The following is a 20570-nucleotide window of genomic DNA, read 5'->3' on the forward strand; positions in this document are numbered from 1 at the left end:
AGGTGGGTGCCTCGCCAAACGAAGCTCGGAAGCGCCAAGCTTGTACGCCTGTTCGCTCTCCGTCGTTTCCGTAGATTCAATTCACTCCACCTCCAGCTCCTCCACCCGCTCCGTCACCTCCGAAAAGTCCGTCGTCCAGTCGAAGTTCCAGTTCACGGTGAACGAGCCGGTCTCGCCGTTGCGGCCCTTCAGGATCGAGACCTCGCGCTGCTTGATCGTCTCGGCGCTCTCGGGCTGCATCAGGCCCAGCGCCAGCGAGGAGAGCTGCAGGATCGCATCGGAGTAGCCGATATCGTCGCCGGTCTGCGGCTGCTTCTTCTGGTTGCCCGTCGAACTCTTAGGCGGCCGCGCGAACTGCCATGAGCACGCGGTCGGCGCGAGATCGCAGATATGCTGCTTGATCAACGACGCGTTCTCCGCCACGCGCTTGAAGCGGTCGCGCTCGGTGGGATGCGTGAGCAGATAGGCGCCGTCGATCACCACGAAGTCGGGCTTGAGCTGGCGGCAGAGCGCATGCAGGTCCGCGACCGACGCGGTGAGGTTGCCGTCTACGACATGGAACGGCACCGGGCTTTGCGCGCTCTCGACCAGCATGTGCTTCATCTGCTGATACTGCTTCGTCGTGAGCGCGGCATCGCGGATGCCCTTGAACGGCAGCTTCGCGTGGATGGCGAGCAGGCGCTGCACGATGGTGAGCGGCTTGATCTCCATCGAGACGAACAGCGGCACCTTGCCTTGCGCGGCCCAGGCATGCAGCGCCATCCACAGCATGAACCAGGTCTTGCCCGCCGCGGGACGCCCCGCCAGCCCGATCATGTCGCCGGTGCCGAGGCCGCCGGTCATCGCATCTAAGGTCGGCCAGCCGAGCTGCAGGCCCATCGTGCCGGCGTCCATCATCTTGGCCTTGAACGCCTGCATGATCAGGTCCTGCGCGCGGCGATAATCCAGCACCAGCGCGCCGCTGTTCTGCACCGACAGCGCCATCACCGCGTTGCCGAGACGGCTCAGCGCTTCGCGCGGGTTGGCGTTGCCGTTGCCGTTGATACCGGCGAGGTATTTGTGATGGACCTCGGCCAGCAGTGCCAGCAGGCTCTGCTGCAGATGGTTGTCGCGCGCGCGGTCGAGATAGAAGGCGGCGGGCTGCGTTTGCGCGGCGAGATCGAAGCCGGTGTCGGCCTTGACCAGCGCGAAGTCCGGCAGGGTGCCGTAGGTCTTCACGTGGCGGTCGAAGTAATTCCACAGCCGCTCCTCCTCGCCCGCGAAGAGATGCGCGACCGGCCCGTGCTTCAGAAGCGTCTCGACCGTGCCCTCGGCGATGACGGCCGCGAGATAGCGCTGCGCGGAGGAGAGCATCAGATGGCGACCTCGAGATAGTGGTTGCGCAGCAGGTCCGCGACGAAGCCGCCATATTCTCGGCCCGCGTCGGCGAGGCTCGGTGCGTGCAGCACGGTCTGCAGGCCCGACGCGCTCCAGCGCGATGTCAGCAGTGCTGTCATCTGCGCCACCCGCCAGGCCGGCGCCTCGCGCACCGTGGCGCGGTCGGGCACGAAGTCGGGAATCAGCAGACAGGTCGCGGCGATCGGCGCACCGTCAGCGACGGCTTCGAGTGCCTCGAGCAGCGGCACGACCCGCGCCCGCACGAAGTTGCGCGACAGACACCCCGCCAGCGCGCCGATGCGCTGCAACGGATCGAGCGCCGGCGCCTCGCCCGTCAGCAGCAGGCCGCAGCGTCCTTCGCCACGGTGATGATGGAACCGCGCCAGCCAATCACGTTCGGAAGCCGTGAGCGCCGGCAGTTTCTGCCACAGCAGATGCACCGGAATCCCCGCATCCCGCGCGATGCTCTCGCGGTTTGCGATCAACGCCGCATGCCGCTCCGGATCGAGCACGCCATGCGGCTTGAACCAGGGTTCGCCGCTCACGCCGCGATCCCTTCGAGCGCCAGCATCTCGCGGTAGGTCATGACGCGCCGGTCGGCGCACACTTCCCATCCTCCCCCGTCAACGGGGGAGGTGCCCGCGTCTGCGCGGGCGGAGGGGTCATCAGCGGCGTTTGACCCCTCCGACAGCGTCAGACGCTGCCACCTCCCCATTTGAATGGGGAGGCGAAGATGCTGAGAGTGCTCCCCCATCAGGCCTCGCGCCGCCTCGATGTGTTTCACGAGAAACCCGAGCTGCGGCACGTCGGGCGACTTGAACGCGCCGTGATGCTTTTCGGCGGCGCGCACGATCGCGGGCCAGTGCGCCAGGGCGAAGCGCACCACACGCTCCGCCTCGCCCACGCGCAGGGTGCGGACGAGGTGGCGGAACTGACCGCGCATCTTCTTCGTGATCGGCGCCGACGGCCGCGCTTCCCGCCACAGCGCTTCGAGGGCCGGGACCTTGATTTGGGTTGGCGTTGGGGCGGGTGCCGCGGCGGCCGGCGGGCCGCTCGCAATCTTAGTTACTTCAATAGGTTTCTGATTCGAGTTTCTTATGAGTTGGGCACTTTTGCCCAAACCGGTCTGGGCACTTTTGCCCTTACCGGTCTGGGCGATCGCCACGCGCGTGTCGTCCGACAGGCGCACGAACAGCACCTTCAGCCCGCGGAAGCGATGCTGCTCGCGCACGACCTGGCCGGCGGCGGCGGCCTTCTCGAGCAGGTACTTGAACTGCGTGTAGGAGACGGCGAGTTCGTCCGCCCACTGATTGTAGGTAAGCGCGACCCATTTGACGCCGCCGCGCACGATGCGCGTGAAGTTCGTCCAGTGATGCAGCCGGTACAGGAACCGGCCGACGCGATCGCCGCCCGCGACCTCGATGCAGCGGTTGAGTGTGATCATTTGTTCCTCGTCTGCTGGCGCCGCACATGGTCGCGCAAAAGCTGGTTCACGTGCAGCAGCAGCGCCGGCACAGCGCCGTTGTTCAGGAGGTTGGCGTCGACCTCGAAGCTCGCCTGTTCGGGATCGGGAGTGACGGCCTCGTCCTCGCGCACGATCCGCCAGACCAGCCCACCCATGGTGCGCACCATGTCGACCTCGTCGAAGCGGCTGCAATCCTCGGCAACGACAGGCCCCGCCTGCAGCATCGGCTCGACCGCGCCGCGCCAGCACTGCACCCAGAGGTCGGGTCCGATCGCCTCACGGCCCCAGCCCTGGGACAGCGACTGCAGTGCATGCCGCGGCGTCCGCCCCGCCAGCTCGCGCACCGGCCGTGTCTTGAGATCGCCCTCGAGGCAGCGTTTCACATAGTCCGGCGGCTGGCCTTGCGCGGCGATCAGCGCCCCCAGCATTGTCTTCAACGGATCGCCGAAGCGCAGGCGGCGGAAGCCGTGGCGCAGCACGAGATGATCCGCCACTGTCGATTTGCCGGATCCCGCGGATCCGGTCAGAGCCAGCACCAGCACGCCACCCTCCTTGGTGATTGCGTTGCGTTGCGTCGTGTTGTGTTGTGTCGTGCTTCCTCGACTAGCTACGCTTGCGGGCGGCAGCAAGTTTTTCACCTGGAATGACCGGGAGTTTCGATGATCGACGTCGCCTACGCCCAACGCATGGCGCGCTACAATCGCTGGCAGAACGAAAACCTCTACGGCGCGGCCGGCCGGCTCTCCGAAGAGGAACGACGGCGCGAACGCGGCGCCTTCTTCGGCTCGATCCACGCGACCTTCGCCCACCTCGTCTGGGCCGACACCCTCTGGATCAGCCGCTTCGAGCAGATGCCGGCGCCGCCCGCCGCGCTGGCCGACGGCCTCTCGGCCTATCCCACCTGGGACGCGCTACGGGCAGAGCGCGTCGCCTGCGACGCCGAGATCGTGCGCTGGGCCGATGCGCTCGGGCCCGGCTGGCTCGACGGCGACCTCGCCTATTTTTCCAGGAGCGTGCATCGGGAGGTCAGCGGGTTGCGCTGGATCTTCGTCACGCATTTCTTCAACCACCAGACCCATCATCGCGGGCAATGTCACTGTCTTCTCACGCAATGCGGGCTGGAACTGCAGGACACCGACCTGCCGATGATGCCAGAGTAGCCGATCAGGTCGACAGTAGAGTTCGCAGCGCGCGCACAACCCGAATACGAACCCGGGAGGTCCCATGGTCGTCTTCAGCGTCCTCTATCCCAGCAGTGACGGCGCGCGCTTCGACGCCGCCTACTACGACAACAGCCACATCCCGCTGGTCAAATCGGCCTTCGCGTCGACGGGCCTCAAGACGGTGCAGGTGATGCGCGGCGTCTCCGCTGGCGGCGGTGGACCGGCCCCCTACATCCTGATGGCCCATCTCACCTTCGAGAGCGCCGACGCCCTGAAGGCCAGCCTCACCGGCCCGCGCGCGCCCGAAGTGTTCGCCGATATCGCCAAGTTCACGGACGTCCAGCCGGTGACGCAGGTCAGCCAGCCGGTGGCGTGAAGCCGGGCGCGTAGCCCAAGGGTGCTCGTGCAATCGATTGCACGAGCCTGCGCCTCAATTCCCCAGATGCCCGAACCGGCTGCCGGGCGTGAGCCACGTCACGAAGGAGTTGCCGTCGACGGCCCAGCCGCCGAGGCCGCCACTGCCGCCCGCGCCGCCGTTGCTCGCCGCGGCGCCGGAGCTGCCGGTCTGCGCCCAGTCGCCGCCCGCGCCACCGCTGCCGCCCTGGATCCACACGACGCTGCCCTCTTCGCCGCCGATGGCATGCGCAACGCCCGCGCCGCCCGAGCCCGCGGCCGCGAAGGAGCCGCTGTTGCCCGGCACGCCCGGGATGTAGCCCGCATTGTTGATGCCGCCGCCGCCCGCGCCGCCGCCGCGACCGCCGCCGCCGCCCGATCCGCCGATGAAGGTGTTGGTGCCCCAGTCGATATAGTCGGCGCCGACGCCGCCACCACCGCCGCCGCCTGCGATCACGCCGTTGTTGACGACGTTCAGCGTGTTGCGCACGTACATCGCAAGCCCGCCGGTCTCGCCATTGCTGCCGGCTACCCCGTTGCCGCCCTGGCCGCCGCGGCCGCCGATGGTCCTGCCGCCATTGACCGTGAGTTTGATCACCGATCCCGCGGGCAAGCCGTGGCAGTAGAAGGCCGCGACGCCGGTCGAGGTCGAATAGAGGTTGGCATTGACGGTGACGTTGCCCACCACCGGATCGGCGCCGTTCCAGCCCAGCGACGTGGCCAACGTTGCCATGCTCGGGCTCGCCGTGTCGGTGCTGTAGGTGTGATTGAACCGGAAGGACTTGAAGTAGACCTTCTTCCACCCTCCGCCGTCATGGACCCAGATGCCCTTCACCGGCTTCCACGCGCCCGCGTCCTTGATGTGGATGTTCGTCGCCTGCTTCCAGGCGCCGCCATCCTTCAGCCAGGTCAGCTCGTTCGCCATGGCTACACCTGGTACCAGATGTCGCCGTTGTTTCCGCTCGACGGGGTGGAGGTCGAGACGGTGCGCGTGCCCTTGCCGTTGAGGCCGGGGGCGATCTTCGCATCGGTCACACTTCCATCCGCTAGCTTAGCCGTCGTCACAGCAAGATCCTGGAGCTTTGAAGTGGTGATGTTCCCATCCCAAATCTCACCCACGCCCACCGCATTCAGCGTCGCGAGACTTCCCAAGCCTAGGTTAGAGCGAACGCCCGCCGCCGTCGTTGCGCCGGTACCGCCGAAGGCGATGCCGAGCGCGGCGATGCCCGTGATGGTGCCGCCGGTGATCCACACCGCATTGAAGTTCTGCGTCGCCATCGAGCCGAGGCCAAGATTGCTGCGCGCCCCGGCGGCATCGGTCGCCTGCGTGCCGCCCCAGGCGATGGGCACGACATTCGCCGTCGCCACCACGCCGAGGCCGAGATTGGTGCGGGCGCCGGCCGCCGTGGTGGCGCTGGTGCCGCCGCCGGCGATCGAGATCGCCTGCGTATAGAACACGCCGTCCCACAGCTTCTCGAACAGGTAAGTCGAGGTATTGAACCGCATCGCGCCGTTCGGCAGGTTCGACGGCATACTGCCCGTGCCCAGCATCGTGATCGCCGCATTGTCGCGATCTTTGATCATCTGCATCACGTCGGTGTAGAGCGACGTGTTCACCGGATTGTTCCAGTCAGCCATTTCGGTCTCCTTATATTCACCTCCCCCGTCAGCGGGGAAGGTGCCGCGTCGTACGCGGCGGAGGGGTCATGTTGTGCACCGCCCTGACCCCTCCGCCCTCGTAAGACGAGGGCACCTCCCCATCTGAATGGGGAGGTGAGTTATCAGTATCCCCTCGCCGTCCAGCTCACCTGGCCGGTCAGGCGATTTCCCGCCGCGTCGAACAGCAGCACCTTGAAGCTCGTCGGATAGGGCGTGCCGGCGAAGTCGTAGATCGCGTAGCGCGCCGCGGTGCCGACGGGCGTCACCTGGATGGAGCTCACCGAGGCGAACGGCGTGTTGAAGGTCACCGTCGTACCTCCGGCGTCGCCCGCCACGGCCAGCGCCATTCCGGCATCCGTCTTTGTCTTGGAGGCGAGCTTCACCGACACCGCGTTGATCGCGCACACAGCACCGGCGCTGGTGAGGTTGAGCGTCACCCTCAGGTAGCGGAAGTTCGACACATATTGCTGCGCGCCGGTGCCGACCATCGTCCAGGCGACGCCGTCGAGGCTGCTCTCGAGCGTGATCGATAACGCCACCGCGCCGGAGAAGTCGGTCTTGTTCGGCGCGATCGTGACCAGTGTGCCCTGTACGATCGAGTCGTAGTCGAAGACCTCGACATAGCTTGCCGTGCTGGGCCCCGGATCGAGCCAGTCGAGATAGCCGGCGGCGATCTGGTCCGAGGGCTGGTCCCAGCCCTGGTCGGTGAAGTGCGTCGCCCAGGTCTCGCCCGTGTCGGCCGGTCCATAGAGCACGCCGGCCTGCACCGTCATGTTGGTGAGCACGCCGTCGAACGGCCCCGGCACGGCGTTCTGAATGCCCGTGCCCGCTCCCGAGTAGTACCAACCCGAACCGCCGAAATCGAACGGCAGCAGGTTCGTCAGAGAGCCCACTTGAACGATCTCGGCATCGGCCAGGAGAAGGCTCGCCCCGACGGCACCGCTGTCCCCTATCGGGTTCACATAGACCACGATGTCGGGAACCGCCCCCGAGGGGAACGTCGCCTGCACCTTGTAGAGCTGCCAGCTCGACGTCGGCGTGAAGTCGAAGGTCGCATATTCGGTGTTGGCGCCGTCGCGCAGATGCAGACGCACCGGGCCGGGCTCGGTCCAGGCCTTGGCCCAGATCTGGAAGCGAAACGTCTTGCCGGCGGTTACGGGACACAAGGCCGTCGTGCCGGCATACATGTCGCCGGCCGTGATGCGTGAGTAGACATGCCCGGTGCGGCCCGCGCCGAGGTCGGCGAAGTCCTCCGTGCGCAGCAGATAATCGGGCGGCTGGCTGACCACCGCCGTCACCGACATGGGTACGCCTTCGTTGCCGCCGCTGTCGACCGCCGCGACCCAATAGGTGTAGGTGCCCGACGCGCTTTCGAACACCGACGTGAAGGTGCCGGACTTGTCGCCAATCAGGGTTCCGCTGGCCCAGGTCGCGCCCTTCTTCACCACATACCGGTCAATGGGTAGCGCGGACGTCGCCTGTCCCCAGCGCAGCAGCACGTTGTTGTCGATCACCTGCGCGGTGAGGTTGGTGACGGAGGTCGCGGCCGATACGTTCAAGTCTGCTGAAGCGGGCGTGCTGTAGTTGCCCGCCTTGTCTTTGGCCGCGACCCAGAACCGGCGGCTACCTCCCCAGCGAACGGGCGCGGTGAACGTCGTGCCTTTTACGAAGGTCACGAAGGTGGCGGAACTCCAATCCGCACCGGTACGGACTTCGTATTCCTCGACTTGGAACCCATGGGCAGCAACACCGCCGGTCCAAGTGAGTTTGTAGAGATCAGCATCGAGCGCCACCTGGACTGTCGGTGTGGGAGGGGCAGCGACCACAACGTTGATGCCACTCGGCGTGGGGCTATAAATGCCCTGCGGCTTGGTAACCGCGGCGACCCAGTAGGTGTGCGTCCCGGCAGCGACGCCCTTCTCCGTGTAGCGAAGTTCGCGCGGAGTGCCGACTCTGGTAGAAGTGCCCCAGCTCGCGCCACGACGCACTTCGTAGTAGTCGACGTTGAGGTCTTCCACGGCGTCCCATTTGATCGCTACACCGTCGGGATCGAAGACGGGCTGCAGCCCCGTCACGTCGCTGGGCGGCACCGCTGTGGTGAGCGTGACTGGCTTGGCCTCCATCCACGCGCTGGTCTTGCCGTTCAGCGCCTTGGCGCGCACCCGGAAAACATAGACGCCTTCCTGGCTGTCCTGATACTCGATGCTGGTCATCGAGGTCGTGCCGATGGTCTGGTAGTCGAGGTCCTGCGGCCCCTTGACCTGCACCTCGTAGGCATAGACGCGGCCGTCGTCAGACTTCTCCCACGAGAGAAGCACGGCAGCGCGCACCGCCGAACCCACCTGATAGAGCCGCATCTTCGAGGTCGGGCCGGTCGGCGGCACGATCGGTCCGGTCGGCGTCACGTTGTAAGGCGGCGGCGAAACGACGATGCCCTTCTCGACACGATCGAACTTGGCGGGGTCGTGGAACACGCCCATCGCCTCGAAGGTTGCCGGTCCCACTTCGATGTTGGAGACCAGCAGGAACTGCCGCGCCTGCAGCGACGTGGACGTGATGACCCATACCGCGCCAGCCAACGGCTCCTCGTGCAGCGGCGTCGACCAGGTGAAGGTCGCGGTCTCGCCCGCCACGTTGGTCAAGGTGCGCTTCTGCAACGTGCCGTCGGGCATGGTGATGTGCAGCGTGTAGCTGAAGGCCGCCAGCACCGCGTAGGGTTGGTCGACCGTGACGCTGGTGTGCGTCGCAGAGATGATGCGGCCGCCGAAGATCTGCTGCGCATAGTTCTCGTCGGCGATGGAGACGATGTCGCCGGGGAACTTGTCGGCCAGCTCCAGCCCCGACCGGAAATGCACCGTCTCGGTCGCGGTGCGTTCGGTGTCGAGCACCCACTTGCCGGTGCGGATCGCCTGGCCGCGGCTGGTGCAGCCATAGGCCACGATGTCGATCTGGCGCACGCCGTAGAGCGACACGCCCTCGGGATCGTCGACCCATTCGACGGCGGGGCGATAGGCGTCGGCCGGATCGTTCCACACGACCTTGGCCGTGGTGTGCCGCGCCTTGAGCGAGGTGCCCTCGTACTTGAACTCGCCGCCCAGCACGTTCGCGTTCGTGAACAACGCCACCGGAGCCTTGGGCATGTCGGCCGTCGCGCGCACCGCGCCGGAGGACCAGAACGGCATGCCGCGGAAGATCGACGCCATGGTGTTGATGACGGCGTAGGCTTCCTGCCGACTGTTCAACAGCATGTTGCAGGTGTAGCGCGGCTCTTTCCCGCCAGCGCCGTCGTCGACGCCGACATAGGTGCCGGTCTCGTCGACCGCGTCGCAATACTGGCCGATGGTGTAGAGGTCCCACTTCCACGGATTCACCGCGGCGAGATCGAGGCCGAGCCCGTAGCGCGTATTGGTCAGCAGGTCATAGAAGCACCAGGCGGGATTGTCGGACCAGGCGGTGGTGAAGGTGCCGTTCCAGTCGCCTGTGTACTTGCGGGTGATCGGATCGTAGTTCGACGGGATCTTGATCAGCAGGCCCTTCACGTCATAGGAGCGCGCCGGCGCCTTGCCCGAGAACTGCGCCGTGTCGATCTGCACGCCGCAATAGGCGGTGTTGGGATGGGCCAGCTTGCCGTCGACCACTTCGGTGACGGAGGTGAGGTACAATGCATCTTGAATGTAGTTGGCAGTGTGGTCCTCGTTCTCTCGGAAGAACGTGATCAGCCACGGCGCGCCGCCAGCAGGCAGGGCCACGCGGTAGTCACGTTGATAGGTCGAGGTGCACTTGCCGTGGAAGCCGACATAGTGCGTCTCCACAGGCGTACCGCCGTGGGCAGTAACAAAAATGCGGAAATTGGACGTGTAGTTGTTCACGTCGCCGGTAACATTGTTCTGAATGTAGAGTGCGGGCGTCGTGATCTTGACGATGGCGGCGTTGGCCATCGGATTGTTGATGGTATGGGTGGCACCGGGGGTCAATCCGTTACCCTTCTTGATTTCGATGCCGTTACCACCACCCACCGCCACCGTGCTGCGGCTGGAGGGGAAGCCCGCCATGTACTTCTGCGTGCCGAAGGGAAATCCGTAGCGCGTGTCCCAGGCGACGCCTGTAAAGTTGAATGACCCGTCTGCATTTTTGAGCGGCGTATCGTCGAAGAAAATCGACTGGTCTTCGTTGACCAGCCCTTCGATAGGACCTTCGCACCACAGGTCGAGAAAGCGAGCGATGGACCGCGACTGCAGCGAGTTCGGCGCCTCGACCGGCGACCGCCCCACCGGCTCCTGCCCGCCGCCCTTGCCGCCTCCACTGCCGCCGCGCCCAAAGACGGTGTGGCTCTCGCTGATCGAACTCACAACTCGCCTCCTTCTACACCTCTCTTCGCCTCCTCCCCATTCAAATGGGGAGGTGCCCTCGTCTCACGAGGGCGGAGGGGTCAGATGCCTCACCACATGACCCCTCCGCCGCGTATGACGCGGCACCTCCCCATTTGAATGGGAAGGTGGCGTTTTGCCTTAAGCCTGATCAGCAGACAGCCTAGCCGCGGCGGGCGTTGAGTTATGCGGAGGCGGACATGGTGGCTCGGGAGTGGACCACTTTATTCGACCGTGTCTCAGTCGAGCGGTGGTAAAATCACCTAAGGCGATGGTTTAGGTGATGAAATATGAGTGACGATGCCAGTTCCGGAGCACCGAAGGATAAGACAGCTCAAACACCAAAATCTTATGAGCGGGTTACCTTTCCAGACGGAAGGCAACTTGTTCAGGTTTATGACCTGAGGCTTTCGATTCCAAAAGATACAGGCAAGCACTATCACGCAAAAATTACCTTCCGCGATGGACAGTCCGACGTGAAAGGCATTCTGCACAATCCCAAACGCCACCTGGCGAACGATGGATCGGGCTACATTGACTGTGTGTATATCCTAGTCGACCAAGGGAATATTCCCACAGTCACCCTCGACGCAATACAAAGCGTAAAAGTCCTCGAAGAGCTTTCTCAAGCAGAGTACGAGGCCGCTGTTAGCGAAATCAAGAAAATGACCAACCGGAAATAGCAGGATGACGATCCCACCCTGCCCAAAGACGGTGCACCGCTCTTCGCCTCCTCCCCATTCAGATGGGGAGGTGCCCTCGTCTTGCGAGGGCGGAGGGGTCGGACGCTTCACGGCATGACCCCTCCGCCGCGTATGACGCGGCACCTCCCCATTTGAATGGGGAGGTGGTGTTGTGCCAATGGCCCCAAACAGAACACAGGCGCGTGAAGAGGTGCCACCCAGAACAACCTTGAATCGTCATTCCGCCTTCACGAGAATCCCCGAAGCCGCAACCTTGGGACAGGTCCGGTCTCGATGAACCGCCAAGTCAAAGGGAAAGCGCAGACGACCAAGCTGGCGGAGCGAGCCTGCCAGGTTGGCGGCGCTGTCTGTGCCGCCAGCATCGCCTGTGCGCAAGCCCAGCTCCCCGACTGGACCTGGTTGTTCGTGGTGACGGCCGCTCTCGGCGCAGCGGCCTTCTGCAGTGGCGGACTGTTCCTGATCCTCGATGGCCTGCACGCCATTTCTAAGTCCAGCAAGAGAACGGAGATCATCAAACGCGGCTTCCTGCTCTCCCTCGTTGCGGTGCCGCTCGTCGCCATTGCTTTGGCCACGTTCTTTTGGTTTCCCCCGGCCGCCCGCCTGTTCAATCAGCCTGAGCGTCACGCGTCCGGCGAGACGGCGCCCTCGCCTCCTCCCTCGCCCCCGCCGTCACCCTCACCGGGCCAATCGACCGCAAGCAATCCTCCACCGGCGCCGCCCGCCGTCTCAATGCAGCCTGCAATTCCAGCGCAGCCTCCAATCGTGGCGCAGCCCGCGCCTCTTCCCGCCCCGACGGGGGGAACCTCAGCCGCGCCAACGACGACGCCTCCCGCGACGCCCCCCACGCCACCGCCGCGCGTTCAGGAGACCCCGATCGTCGAAGAGACCGAATTCGTCTCGCTCTATGGCAACACCCCGCGCACTCTGTGCGGGCAGCCCCGACTGAGCGCGCGACCGAGTTCAGTGGCCAAGCCGTCGCCGACCGGCTGGATCCTCTACAGCACCGACTATCTCTCCGGGTTTCAGGAGCAGCCGCTCGTCTATGGCGAGCCCATCCGGTTCGGCAACTGCACGCTGATCCTGGAGAGGATCGAACCGGAGCTGCCCAGGTTCGACTTCAAGGTCATCAACAGGGAATAGGAAATCGCCTTACAAGGGGAGACGGCAGATGGTGATCCGAACCTTCATCGGCATGCTCGTGGGCCTGGTCTCCGCCGCCGCGAATACGGCGCTTGCTTGCGAAAAGCTCGTCGACATCCCCGCGCCCCGGATCGAGGAACTGATGGACGTGATGAAGGACGCCAAGAGCAGCGAACTGAAACAGCTCCTCGCTTTCGAGGAACTGGCCTGCTCGAACCGGCCCGCTGTCCGCAAGTTCGCCGTCGATGCGGGTCTTGCCTCCAAGAGCAAGTCCCTGCGCAGCCAGTCGCTCGCCGCACGGCTGATGCAGCGCGATCAGATCCGGCTCGATCTCCTCGAAGAGGTCAAAGGCGACACCACGATGGAAAACTGGGTCCGCAGCAACGGCCGGAGCCTGGCCTATAAACTCTACGCCAAGGATGCGTCGCAGAACTGCATCTCCATCTCGGCGAGCTACAAGTGCCCCGGCACGGACATGATCGTGATCGACGGATTGAACGTCAGGATCATCGATCCGCGCCACTACCTGACCGGCACCTTCGCCCTCCAGCCGGACAATTCACTGCGCGGCACGATCCTGATCACCCGCGCCAGCCGGCCCGTCGCAGCAAAGATCGAACTCGAGAAGTGAACCGAGACAGCTCACAGCTCCCCTCCCGAGAAGGCCTGACGGGCCGTGGTGCCGGGGGCGCCGGCCTGGGTCGTGCTCTCGATCTGGTCGGTGGACACGCTCGCGGCCACCAGGGTCGAGCCGATGCGCATGCGGCCGTAGAGAATCGGGATCGGCCCGCCCTGCTCCGAGGTGTTGACCGCGCCGCCATAGATGAAGCTCGTCCGCGCCTCGGGCCGCTCGAAGTTGGTGTAGGCCGCCTGCGAGGCCTGCGGCGTCGGCGAGATAAGCTGCGACACACCGGACAGCGCCATCATCAGACCGACCGAGGCGATGTTGCCGTAGGTGATCGAGCCCAGGATCGCGCCGGCGCCGATTGCGGCGCTCATGCCGCCAGCACCCGCGGTCGCCGTCAAGGTGGCCGCCGGGACGCCATACATCGCCGCATCCAGCGCGATCATGGGAGCCAGGGAGGCGCCCGCCGTGAAGAACGCACCCGCGATCATCACCACGCCCAGCACGATCTTGCCGACCGTCTTGCCGGTGCTGCCGCCGCCTGCGCCCATCGCTGCGGGCATGATGTGGATGTCGTGCCGGCCAAGCGTCATCGGCAGTTCGGCAAGGTCGAGGTCGATGCCGCCGCGCCGCGTCGCGCCTTTGACGAAGGAATAGGCCGGCCCGCGGAAGAAATACTCCTTGAAGCCCGGCCGGATCGCTGACAGCGCCCAGATCGCTTCGGGCAACGTGTCGACCTCGAGCCGGTGGCGATAGCCGAAGCGGCGGCCCAGCACGCCGTAGAGATAGACCTGCCGCATCATTGGCCCGCCCCGTGTGCAATCGATTGCACGGCAGACGAAGTGGCGGTCGGCCGCATCCGCATCGTCCTGGCGTGATACTTCTGCTTCCACGGCCCCAGCACGTCCTTGCGCGAGAGGCGGTTGGTGAGGTGGTGCAACACCAGCCCATTGCCGACATAGATGCCGGTATGGTTCACCGTCGGCGCACCGACCTGGAACAGCAGCACGTCGCCGAACTGCAGCGGCTCGCCGTCGCTGAATTCGTCGAAGTCGAAGCGATGGAGATTGTCCTCGATCACGCGCTGGCCGTGGTTCCACCATTCGGGGTCGCGCGGCGTCAGCGGCAGGGCGAGTCCCCGCTCCTGCCGGTACCAGTCGCGCACCAGGGCGTAGCAATCGGCGATCCCGTGGCGGAACGGCCGCTGCTCGTAGGGCGCGACCGGCAGCATGTCGCCCCAGAAGAAGAGTTTTGGCCGGTGCACAGGGTCGAGCACGGCGATGCCCCACGGCACATCATCCGCCGCCGCCTGGGCCATGTCGGCTTTCGACGGACCGTCGAGCCCGTGCGGGTGGGAATGGACGATGGCGCGCAGCTCGCCCGACGACCGCGCTTCTGCCATGAAGCCGGCGTCGATCTCGAACGCGGTCGTGCGGTCCGCGGCGATGTTGGCGCAGGGGACGTAGCGCTCGCCGCCGTCTTTGCCCAGGATGACGCCGCACACTTCCTCAGGCGCGCCGTCGCGCGCGTGGTCGACGATGGCGTCGCGCAGCGCAGGAGAGATGTCGAGCATCAGCGAGTCCTCGATACGGCGGGAAAGCCCGAGAACGGCAGCTCGCTGTCGGCGCCATAGCGGGCCTTGCAGCCCGAGAGCTTGTGGCTGCAGACATCGAGATGGGCCGCATCGGTCGGCGCATCCTTGGCGGTGAACTTCGCAGTACCTGCATAGGGGCAGGTGCCGGGCACGAACTGGCCCGTGGTGGCGTCCCACTTGCGATAGGTCTCGGTGCAGGCGTCGCGGATGATCTGGCGGCGCGGCAGCATCACGCCCTGCTGGTCGAGCGCCGCCGAGAGATCGAACTCGATCATGCCCTTGGTCTGCGAGACCTTGCGATCGACGTGATAGATGTCGGGGATGTAGTGCGTGTCGGGATCGGCGTTGGGCTGGCCGTCGAGATATTTCTTCAGCGTCTTCCAGCGCGTGACCTTCGCGCCGAGCAGGTCGTTGTATTGCACGACGGCCGCCTGCAGGAGACCGAGCGCGTTGCCGACGGTGAGCTTGGGCCGGGGCAGCTGGCCGCGGCCCGCCCACTCGAAGCCCTCGGCCACGATGGGATGCGGCGCATAGGTGTTGCCCTTCCACATCGGCGCCGCGCCATCGACCAGGCCGGAGCACAGATACCAGATCTCCGTCCCGCCGATCGGCGCGGTGTCGATGTCGAACAGCACGACGATGTCGCCGGGCGTGAGCGACTGGCTGTCGGCCGCGAGCCGCGTGACGGCGAACAGCTCGTCGCCATGCGGCAGCACGCCGTGCGGCGCGGTGGATGACATGGGATGCCTCTCGGCAGGAGCGTTACGCGGCCGACCAGGGCAGCGGCAGCGGAACGATGGGTGGCGCGATGCGGTCCCCGATCATTTTGCCGAGCGCGCCCTTAAGGGTCGTGATGCGCTCGGTCCCGAGCTTGGTTTGCACCCACCCAATGACGGTTTCTTCGGTGAGTTCCTCGAACGGAGTGAATACCACGCTCTCCACGAGATCGACCTTCTCGGAGCCATAGACCGAGTCCTGCACGTCACCATCGGTACCGAACAACCGCCAGTGCACCGTCGATACGACGTTCTCGTATTCACCAACTTCCGGTCGGCATTCGATCTGCTCGACTTTCCACGTATAGGTAACAGACATGCGATGCGACCCTCCTTGGTCGGTTGTGTCTAGGCGTTCGCGATTGTCGTGACGGTGCCTGAACTGCCTCTCCACTTCAAAGCACCTCCGACAACAAAAAGATACCCCCCTGCGCCGGGGTTGACCCCAGGATCGCTCGTATTGGCCAGATACATCTGGCCAGAGTTCTCAACCTTAAACCAAAGCTGATTGGCTAGGTTCGTGATCGCGACGCCAATCCCTTGGATCGCTACGCCACCGGAGACACCTGAACCTGTGGTGAGTTCCACAATCGGGTTTGAGCCGTTCTTCCGAATACGAAGGCCGCCGTATGCCCAGGGCACGGAACTGAGATCTATAATGAAAGCTGATCCCGCTGCGGCGTCCAGACTACCATTCGCGACACGAACACCACCTGAACTGGCCTGGCTGTAAATAACGTCCAGCTTGTACGGTCCGGGCGCACCGCCGATGCCCAGGTTGCCTCCAACTAGGCGCATGAACTCCACTCCGGTATTGTTCCGCCAGAGATGCTGGTCGAAATCAGAATATCGGGTCACGACGCCACTACCTATTTCCTGATAGTGCGTCCCTGCATAGCTTACGATATGCCGAACATAACGCCCCCCCGCGCTCAGGCGGAGCTGTGCATGGGAAGTTGGATCAGTCGAGTCATTGTGGATCAGCGACATCAGAGTACCAGCGGAACTCGCCTGCACTGAAAATTGCCCTCGGTCGACAGCGTAAGAGCCACCGACTATCACTGCCCCGCCATAGGGCTGCAACAGCATCACCCCCTTTACATTATCTTTGTCGGCGACCTCCATCAGCATCGCGTTCGTATTAATCTGGGCGATCAACAGTCGCGTATGGTCCGTAAGACCTACGTTGTTGAAGGCCCCAAACAGCGCGATCTGATTGTACCCAGTGCCTACTGCCGATGAAAACACGTCCAACGAAGCACCCGGGGCCCGGCCGATGCCAAGTCCGACTGCAGTCAGTTGCATGCGCATAGCGCCACCAGTCGACCGCCACTGATGCGTGTCGAAATCGCTGTACCTGGTCGGGACATTCTGCCCGACCTCGAAATAGTATTGGCCGTTGTAGTCGACTATTTGGCTGACGATCCTGCCGCCAACATTCAACCTCACGCTGACCTGCTGGCCGGTAGTACCGTAATTGACAGCTCTAATGTGCGCGTAGCTGGGACTACCGATCACATCGAGTATGCAATTGTCCCCTGGCACGCCGCCAATACCAACTTCTTTGCCATACGGATTGAGAAGTAACTTCCATGGATTGGCGTCGCTATTCGTATGGTACGATTGGATGAAAGGATACTGATTGATCCCATCGCTAAATACACCCAGTCGCATGTAGCGGCTGGCACTGGCATTCCCGAACCTGGCGATTTTTTCGGTAGCACTGACTGTGGTGCCCAACACGTCAAGACGGGTGGAGGGATTTACACCGACGCCGAGCCCCAAGTTGTTGAGCTGCGCAGCCGCTGTTGACCCAATGCCCGTGTACCAGCTGTGATTGCCACCCGACCGATAGTCGACCGAGCCACTGGAAATGCCGATGCCACCGATCCAACCGTTGCCGTCATCGTAAAAACGGAACGTGCTGACGGTGCCGGGCACGGCATCGATGATGTTGGGCGCCAGCCTCAACGTCCGCGCCGTGAAGTCCAGCTTCCCCGCCACCGGATAGAGCATCAGCACGTCCTTCGTGCCCTCGGTGAAGTGCACGATCGCGCCGGTCGAGGACTCCTTGAACTCGAGCCGCGTCAACACCGGCTCGCCGCCGACGCCGGCGATCTTCCACGAGGAGTGCTCCCACTGGTTGGCGCTGCGGTTGACGACGATGGCGTCGCAGGTGTCGCCGTTGGTCATCACCGCGTCGAAGGTACGGAAGTTGAGCAAGGTCGACCGCGCCAGCACCTTCGCGCCGTTGCCCGTGCTGGTGGTGGTGTCCTTGACGCGAAGCTTGACGACGTGAGCCATTGCCTGCCCCTCCTTGGGCTGGATCTGCGGAATCCGGGATCACCCTCACCGGCTAAAGGTCGAACACCTGCTCGAAGGTCGCCTGCACGTTGCCGGTGGTGCCGCTGGTCTTCTCGCGCGACCAGCTCTCGCATTTGACCTGGAGCGGCGCCTCGCCCGGCGGCGTCCACAGGAACGGCAGGTAGCCCTTCTGCGCCTTCAGGAACGTGTTGATCGCCAGGCACTCGCTCCACTTGATGCCCTGCCACGCCACCGTCCACTTCTCGGCGATGGTGTTCAGCCCGTCGCCCACCCTCTGCTCGTAGCCGTTGCCGTAACCATTCTTCAGCACGCGCGGCGCATAGCTCACCGGCGTGCCGAAGGTGCAGTCGATAGCGGGAAACTGAACCGTCGTCGTCATTGCATCACTCCCGCGCTGAACGAGCCGCTGGGGTTGAGCAGCCCGCCCGGCCGCATCTGGTCCTGCAGGTTCTTGTTCACCATGGCGGTGACGATGGCGCCGAGCTCGCGCGCCTGCTCCATCATGTTGCCGCCGCGGCCGCCAGAAGCTTGACCGTCAGCGGGCGCTGCCATGTTGACGCTGATATTGGTCTGCACCGTCATCGCCCCGCGCCCGCCGCCGCCGCGCAGCTCGACCGGAATGCGCCCCGACGGCACCGGCACATAAGCTTCCGGCACCGATCCCTCGCCGAACATCGCGAGCTGCGGCGAGGTTGCGATGCCGCCACCCGAGTATTTGCGCAATGGCACCGGCCCCCGACTGGTCATGATGCCGCCGTCAGCGAACGGCAATAGCTTGGCCATCCAGGTGATCGCCTGGCTGAGCATGCTGCCCGTCGACGCGCCCGGCCCCTTGCTGCCGCCATCGAACATCCAGTCGACGACACCGTTCACCATCTTGTCGAAGATCGTGTTGGTGAGCTTCTCGATGATCTTGTCGAGCGCCGTGCGCGCCGCCTTACCGAAGGCCTCCCAGAATGTCGCGCCTTCCTTCAAGCCAGTGCGAACATCGTGCAGGAAGCTCTTGATGGCTTCCTTCGCGCCGGAAACAGTCTCCTTGATCCGTGCCGTGTGGGCTTCTGCCGCGATCCGTTCGTCCACTTCCTTATCAAGCCTATCGAGACCCGTCGCGTCGAGAACCACATTCTGGTTCTTCGCCTTCGCAATGTATTCTTCTCTATACTTGGCTCGCGTCGCATTCTCTGGCGTCATGAAGATCTGCGCGCGCGCGTTCTCCTGAGATGTACTGGTTTCCTTGCGTATGCTCCCCAAGAAGCCTTCGACCTTCGTTTGGGCTTCCGTCATGCCCTTGGCGAAGTCACCTACCGCCTTTGTAAGACCCGCCTGGTAGGCAATCGCCTCGTTTTCAGAGTCGTTGAGTTGTTCCCGCCCCTTCCAGACCCTGGTCGTCGCTTCCGCATTCTGGCCGAGCACCTTGGTCTCGCCCCGCTTCAACTCGTTGTACTTCTCCAGATGAGGGAAGAGGTTGTTGAGTATCGTATTGGTTTGCGTCGTCGTTCCAGCCAGACTCCCAGTACCCGCTGGAATGATGGTCGGTTCGATCGAAGGCTTTTCACCTGGTGTCGAGCGCTTCCCGAGCAAGGCTCCTACGTCACCAATGGGATCGCTGGCCCATATCTCCGCCTTCCTGGCAGCCCGGGCGTCATCATTCTCTTTCAGAATCTTGGCATACTGATTGTTGAGTTCGGCAATCCCATTACCCCGGGCGACCTCCTTCCAATTGACGAGCCCCGTGTTGTTTGCCGCCCTGATGAGCCAATTTATTCCATCCGCCGCCGCGAACAGGAGATCGTTGATGGCCTTAATGGCGATGTTGACGCCGCCATAGACCGCCGCGCCGATCATGTTGCCGAAGTTGTTCCAGAGGAACTTGATCTCCTCCCAGGCCGCCCGGAAGACGTTGATCAGAAGGTTGCCGGCTATCTTGGTGACATCGACGACGTCGATGCCAATCGCCTTCTCAATTTCGTCCCGAAAGTAGTAGACGGCCGTTACCGCACCTACCAGGGCTGTGGCAAGGAGCACGATCGGGTTCGCCATGAGCGCAACGCCAATGGCTTTCAAAGCCGCGACAGCGGCCGTGCCAATCGTCGCGAATCCGCTGGCGATACTGGCCATGATCGCCGGACCGAAGGCCGCCAGCAGTGTTGGCGCTACGACGGCCAGCACCGACAAAACGCCGTCCATGTTCTCCAGCAGGAAGGTCAACCCCTGGACAAGCAAGGTGACTCCGTCGACGGCAAGCGCCGTGGCACCGAACAATGCCGCGCCCAGCGTCGCGACGAAGTTCAGGAAGGCGGGATTGTCGATCGCCTTGCTCAGTTCTTCGAGCGACTTGCGCACCCAGTCGAGGCCGCTGCTCGACTTGAGAGCGGTGTCCAACTGTTCCTGGATCTTCTTGTACTCGTCCGTTTTGGCGATGATCTCCTGAAAGGCATACGTCGCCACGCCCTTCACGGCGGCCCAGGCAAGCTCCCACGCCTTGGTAGCGTCGCGGCTGGTCACCAGCGACGAGTTCAACGTCGCCAGCCCGGCAGCAGCGCTAAGCGTGACTTGATTGAAGGACGACGCGCTGGTGGTCGTGGACTGCAGGGCCGTCCCGAACATCGCCGCGCCCTGGACACCGCCATTCAGGGCAGAGCCTACGGCAGCGAAACCCGAGCTGACCTTCTGGCTTGTCTGATTGAAGGTCGACGCACTCGTGGCGGTGAGCTGCAGGGCGGCGCCAAACGCCTTCACGTTTGTGGTCCCTGCGGTCAGCGCCGCGAAGCCCGCCCCGACGCTCCTGCTGATGTTGCCGAAAGCCGTGACAGTCGCGCTGACCGTCTTAAGAGCGGTATTGAGCGACGAGACCTTCTGCGCCGCATCATTGGCCGATGCGCCGAGGTCGCGGAATGCCGCCATCGCCTGCTGGAGCACCGCCGACGCCTCGTCCCGCATGCGAACGACGACTAACAGTTCCTGGTCAGCCACGGCCCCACC

General features: G+C 64.1%; 19 protein-coding genes. 5 read left to right on the forward strand and 14 right to left on the reverse strand.

The genetic code is table 11. The features are described from left to right. Positions 1 to 81 precede the first annotated feature (81 nt). The 4 genes from EPO50_RS17905 to EPO50_RS17920 are packed head-to-tail and all read right to left on the reverse strand — an operon-like array spanning position 82 to position 3384. Positions 82 to 1353 (reverse strand): DnaB-like helicase C-terminal domain-containing protein, encoded by a 1272-nt coding sequence (locus tag EPO50_RS17905; RefSeq protein ID WP_296346364.1) that lies wholly within the window; start codon positions 1351 to 1353, stop codon positions 82 to 84. Further along, entirely contained in the window at positions 1353 to 1922 is a 570-nt protein-coding gene (locus EPO50_RS17910; RefSeq protein ID WP_296346365.1) for a hypothetical protein, read from the reverse strand. Before EPO50_RS17910 ends, EPO50_RS17905 begins: the two co-directional genes overlap by 1 nt. Continuing rightward, positions 1919 to 2821 carry a hypothetical protein gene (locus EPO50_RS17915; RefSeq protein WP_296346366.1) on the reverse strand — a complete coding sequence of 301 codons (903 nt, stop codon included), beginning with the start codon at positions 2819 to 2821 and terminating at the stop codon, positions 1919 to 1921. The genes EPO50_RS17910 and EPO50_RS17915 overlap by 4 nt, the downstream gene beginning before the upstream one ends. Beyond that, complete coding sequence (locus EPO50_RS17920; protein ID WP_296346367.1) at positions 2818 to 3384, reverse strand: hypothetical protein; 567 nt, start codon at positions 3382 to 3384, stop codon at positions 2818 to 2820. Before EPO50_RS17920 ends, EPO50_RS17915 begins: the two co-directional genes overlap by 4 nt. Positions 3385 to 3501: 117 nt before the next feature. On the opposite strand from EPO50_RS17920, the gene EPO50_RS17925 reads away from it, so the two are divergent. Together EPO50_RS17925 and EPO50_RS17930 are read left to right on the forward strand one after the other, a co-directional pair. Next, complete coding sequence (locus EPO50_RS17925; RefSeq protein ID WP_296346368.1) at positions 3502 to 4002, forward strand: DinB family protein; 501 nt, start codon at positions 3502 to 3504, stop codon at positions 4000 to 4002. A 64-nt stretch (positions 4003 to 4066) separates the two neighbouring features. After that, a complete protein-coding gene (locus EPO50_RS17930) occupies positions 4067 to 4381 on the forward strand; it encodes an EthD family reductase (RefSeq protein WP_296346369.1) in 315 nt (104 codons plus the stop codon). Positions 4382 to 4435: 54 nt separating this feature from the next. Here the strand turns inward: EPO50_RS17930 and EPO50_RS17935 are convergent, their stop codons facing one another. The 3 genes from EPO50_RS17935 to EPO50_RS17945 form a co-directional block, all read right to left on the reverse strand. Further along, positions 4436 to 5323 (reverse strand): hypothetical protein, encoded by an 888-nt coding sequence (locus tag EPO50_RS17935; protein ID WP_296346370.1) that lies wholly within the window; start codon positions 5321 to 5323, stop codon positions 4436 to 4438. Between the two features lie 2 nt (positions 5324 to 5325). Next, positions 5326 to 6036 carry a hypothetical protein gene (locus EPO50_RS17940; RefSeq protein WP_296346371.1) on the reverse strand — a complete coding sequence of 237 codons (711 nt, stop codon included), beginning with the start codon at positions 6034 to 6036 and terminating at the stop codon, positions 5326 to 5328. 143 nt (positions 6037 to 6179) lie between these two features. Beyond that, the gene (locus tag EPO50_RS17945; RefSeq protein ID WP_296346372.1) at positions 6180 to 10406 is read right to left on the reverse strand and encodes a host specificity protein J; all 4227 of its coding nucleotides are present in this window, start codon (positions 10404 to 10406) and stop codon (positions 6180 to 6182) included. Positions 10407 to 10714: 308 nt separating this feature from the next. On the opposite strand from EPO50_RS17945, the gene EPO50_RS17950 reads away from it, so the two are divergent. The 3 genes from EPO50_RS17950 (at position 10715) to EPO50_RS17960 (ending at position 12899) form a co-directional block, all read left to right on the forward strand. Continuing rightward, positions 10715 to 11107, forward strand: a complete 393-nt coding sequence (locus EPO50_RS17950) for a hypothetical protein (RefSeq protein WP_296346373.1) — start codon at positions 10715 to 10717, stop codon at positions 11105 to 11107. Positions 11108 to 11401: 294 nt separating this feature from the next. Beyond that, positions 11402 to 12268 carry a hypothetical protein gene (locus tag EPO50_RS17955; protein ID WP_296346374.1) on the forward strand — a complete coding sequence of 289 codons (867 nt, stop codon included), beginning with the start codon at positions 11402 to 11404 and terminating at the stop codon, positions 12266 to 12268. A gap of 28 nt (positions 12269 to 12296) precedes the next feature. Beyond that, complete coding sequence (locus tag EPO50_RS17960) at positions 12297 to 12899, forward strand: hypothetical protein (RefSeq protein WP_296346375.1); 603 nt, start codon at positions 12297 to 12299, stop codon at positions 12897 to 12899. A gap of 11 nt (positions 12900 to 12910) precedes the next feature. On the opposite strand, the gene EPO50_RS17965 is transcribed toward EPO50_RS17960, so the two are convergent. The 7 genes from EPO50_RS17965 to EPO50_RS17995 are packed head-to-tail and all read right to left on the reverse strand — an operon-like array spanning position 12911 to position 20561. Continuing rightward, on the reverse strand, positions 12911 to 13696 hold the full coding sequence (locus tag EPO50_RS17965) for a hypothetical protein (protein WP_296346376.1): 786 nt from the start codon (positions 13694 to 13696) through the stop codon (positions 12911 to 12913). Then, positions 13693 to 14466 carry a C40 family peptidase gene (locus EPO50_RS17970; protein WP_296346377.1) on the reverse strand — a complete coding sequence of 258 codons (774 nt, stop codon included), beginning with the start codon at positions 14464 to 14466 and terminating at the stop codon, positions 13693 to 13695. Before EPO50_RS17970 ends, EPO50_RS17965 begins: the two co-directional genes overlap by 4 nt. Beyond that, on the reverse strand, positions 14466 to 15227 hold the full coding sequence (locus EPO50_RS17975) for a phage minor tail protein L (protein WP_296346378.1): 762 nt from the start codon (positions 15225 to 15227) through the stop codon (positions 14466 to 14468). The genes EPO50_RS17970 and EPO50_RS17975 overlap by 1 nt, the downstream gene beginning before the upstream one ends. A 22-nt stretch (positions 15228 to 15249) precedes the next feature. Continuing rightward, entirely contained in the window at positions 15250 to 15582 is a 333-nt protein-coding gene (locus tag EPO50_RS17980; RefSeq protein ID WP_296346379.1) for a hypothetical protein, read from the reverse strand. Positions 15583 to 15611: 29 nt separating this feature from the next. Continuing rightward, on the reverse strand, positions 15612 to 17567 hold the full coding sequence (locus EPO50_RS17985; protein ID WP_296346380.1) for a hypothetical protein: 1956 nt from the start codon (positions 17565 to 17567) through the stop codon (positions 15612 to 15614). A 52-nt stretch (positions 17568 to 17619) separates the two neighbouring features. Continuing rightward, positions 17620 to 17967, reverse strand: coding sequence for a phage tail protein (locus EPO50_RS17990; RefSeq protein WP_296346381.1), 348 nt, complete (start codon positions 17965 to 17967; stop codon positions 17620 to 17622). Beyond that, the gene (locus EPO50_RS17995; protein ID WP_296346382.1) at positions 17964 to 20561 is read right to left on the reverse strand and encodes a hypothetical protein; all 2598 of its coding nucleotides are present in this window, start codon (positions 20559 to 20561) and stop codon (positions 17964 to 17966) included. The genes EPO50_RS17990 and EPO50_RS17995 overlap by 4 nt, the downstream gene beginning before the upstream one ends. Between the last annotated feature and the right edge of the window lie 9 nt (positions 20562 to 20570).

Origin of the sequence: Reyranella sp. (assembly GCF_004297405.1) — a bacterium.
Classification (GTDB): Bacteria; Pseudomonadota; Alphaproteobacteria; order Reyranellales; family Reyranellaceae; genus Reyranella.

Excerpts from the sequence above, each read along its gene's own strand:
- EPO50_RS17980 (WP_296346379.1), bottom strand. The coding sequence starts at position 15,582 with ATGTCTGTTACCTATACGTGGAAAGTCGAGCAGATCGAATGCCGACCG.
- EPO50_RS17970 (WP_296346377.1), bottom strand. The coding sequence starts at position 14,466 with ATGCTCGACATCTCTCCTGCGCTGCGCGACGCCATCGTCGACCACGCG.
- EPO50_RS17915 (WP_296346366.1), bottom strand. The coding sequence starts at position 2,821 with ATGATCACACTCAACCGCTGCATCGAGGTCGCGGGCGGCGATCGCGTC.
- EPO50_RS17935 (WP_296346370.1), bottom strand. The coding sequence starts at position 5,323 with ATGGCGAACGAGCTGACCTGGCTGAAGGATGGCGGCGCCTGGAAGCAG.
- EPO50_RS17965 (WP_296346376.1), bottom strand. The coding sequence starts at position 13,696 with ATGATGCGGCAGGTCTATCTCTACGGCGTGCTGGGCCGCCGCTTCGGC.
- EPO50_RS17990 (WP_296346381.1), bottom strand. The coding sequence starts at position 17,967 with ATGACGACGACGGTTCAGTTTCCCGCTATCGACTGCACCTTCGGCACG.
- EPO50_RS17950 (WP_296346373.1), top strand. The coding sequence starts at position 10,715 with ATGAGTGACGATGCCAGTTCCGGAGCACCGAAGGATAAGACAGCTCAA.
- EPO50_RS17955 (WP_296346374.1), top strand. The coding sequence starts at position 11,402 with ATGAACCGCCAAGTCAAAGGGAAAGCGCAGACGACCAAGCTGGCGGAG.
- EPO50_RS17985 (WP_296346380.1), bottom strand. The coding sequence starts at position 17,567 with ATGGCTCACGTCGTCAAGCTTCGCGTCAAGGACACCACCACCAGCACG.
- EPO50_RS17905 (WP_296346364.1), bottom strand. The coding sequence starts at position 1,353 with ATGCTCTCCTCCGCGCAGCGCTATCTCGCGGCCGTCATCGCCGAGGGC.
- EPO50_RS17940 (WP_296346371.1), bottom strand. The coding sequence starts at position 6,036 with ATGGCTGACTGGAACAATCCGGTGAACACGTCGCTCTACACCGACGTG.
- EPO50_RS17975 (WP_296346378.1), bottom strand. The coding sequence starts at position 15,227 with ATGTCATCCACCGCGCCGCACGGCGTGCTGCCGCATGGCGACGAGCTG.
- EPO50_RS17925 (WP_296346368.1), top strand. The coding sequence starts at position 3,502 with ATGATCGACGTCGCCTACGCCCAACGCATGGCGCGCTACAATCGCTGG.
- EPO50_RS17930 (WP_296346369.1), top strand. The coding sequence starts at position 4,067 with ATGGTCGTCTTCAGCGTCCTCTATCCCAGCAGTGACGGCGCGCGCTTC.
- EPO50_RS17960 (WP_296346375.1), top strand. The coding sequence starts at position 12,297 with ATGGTGATCCGAACCTTCATCGGCATGCTCGTGGGCCTGGTCTCCGCC.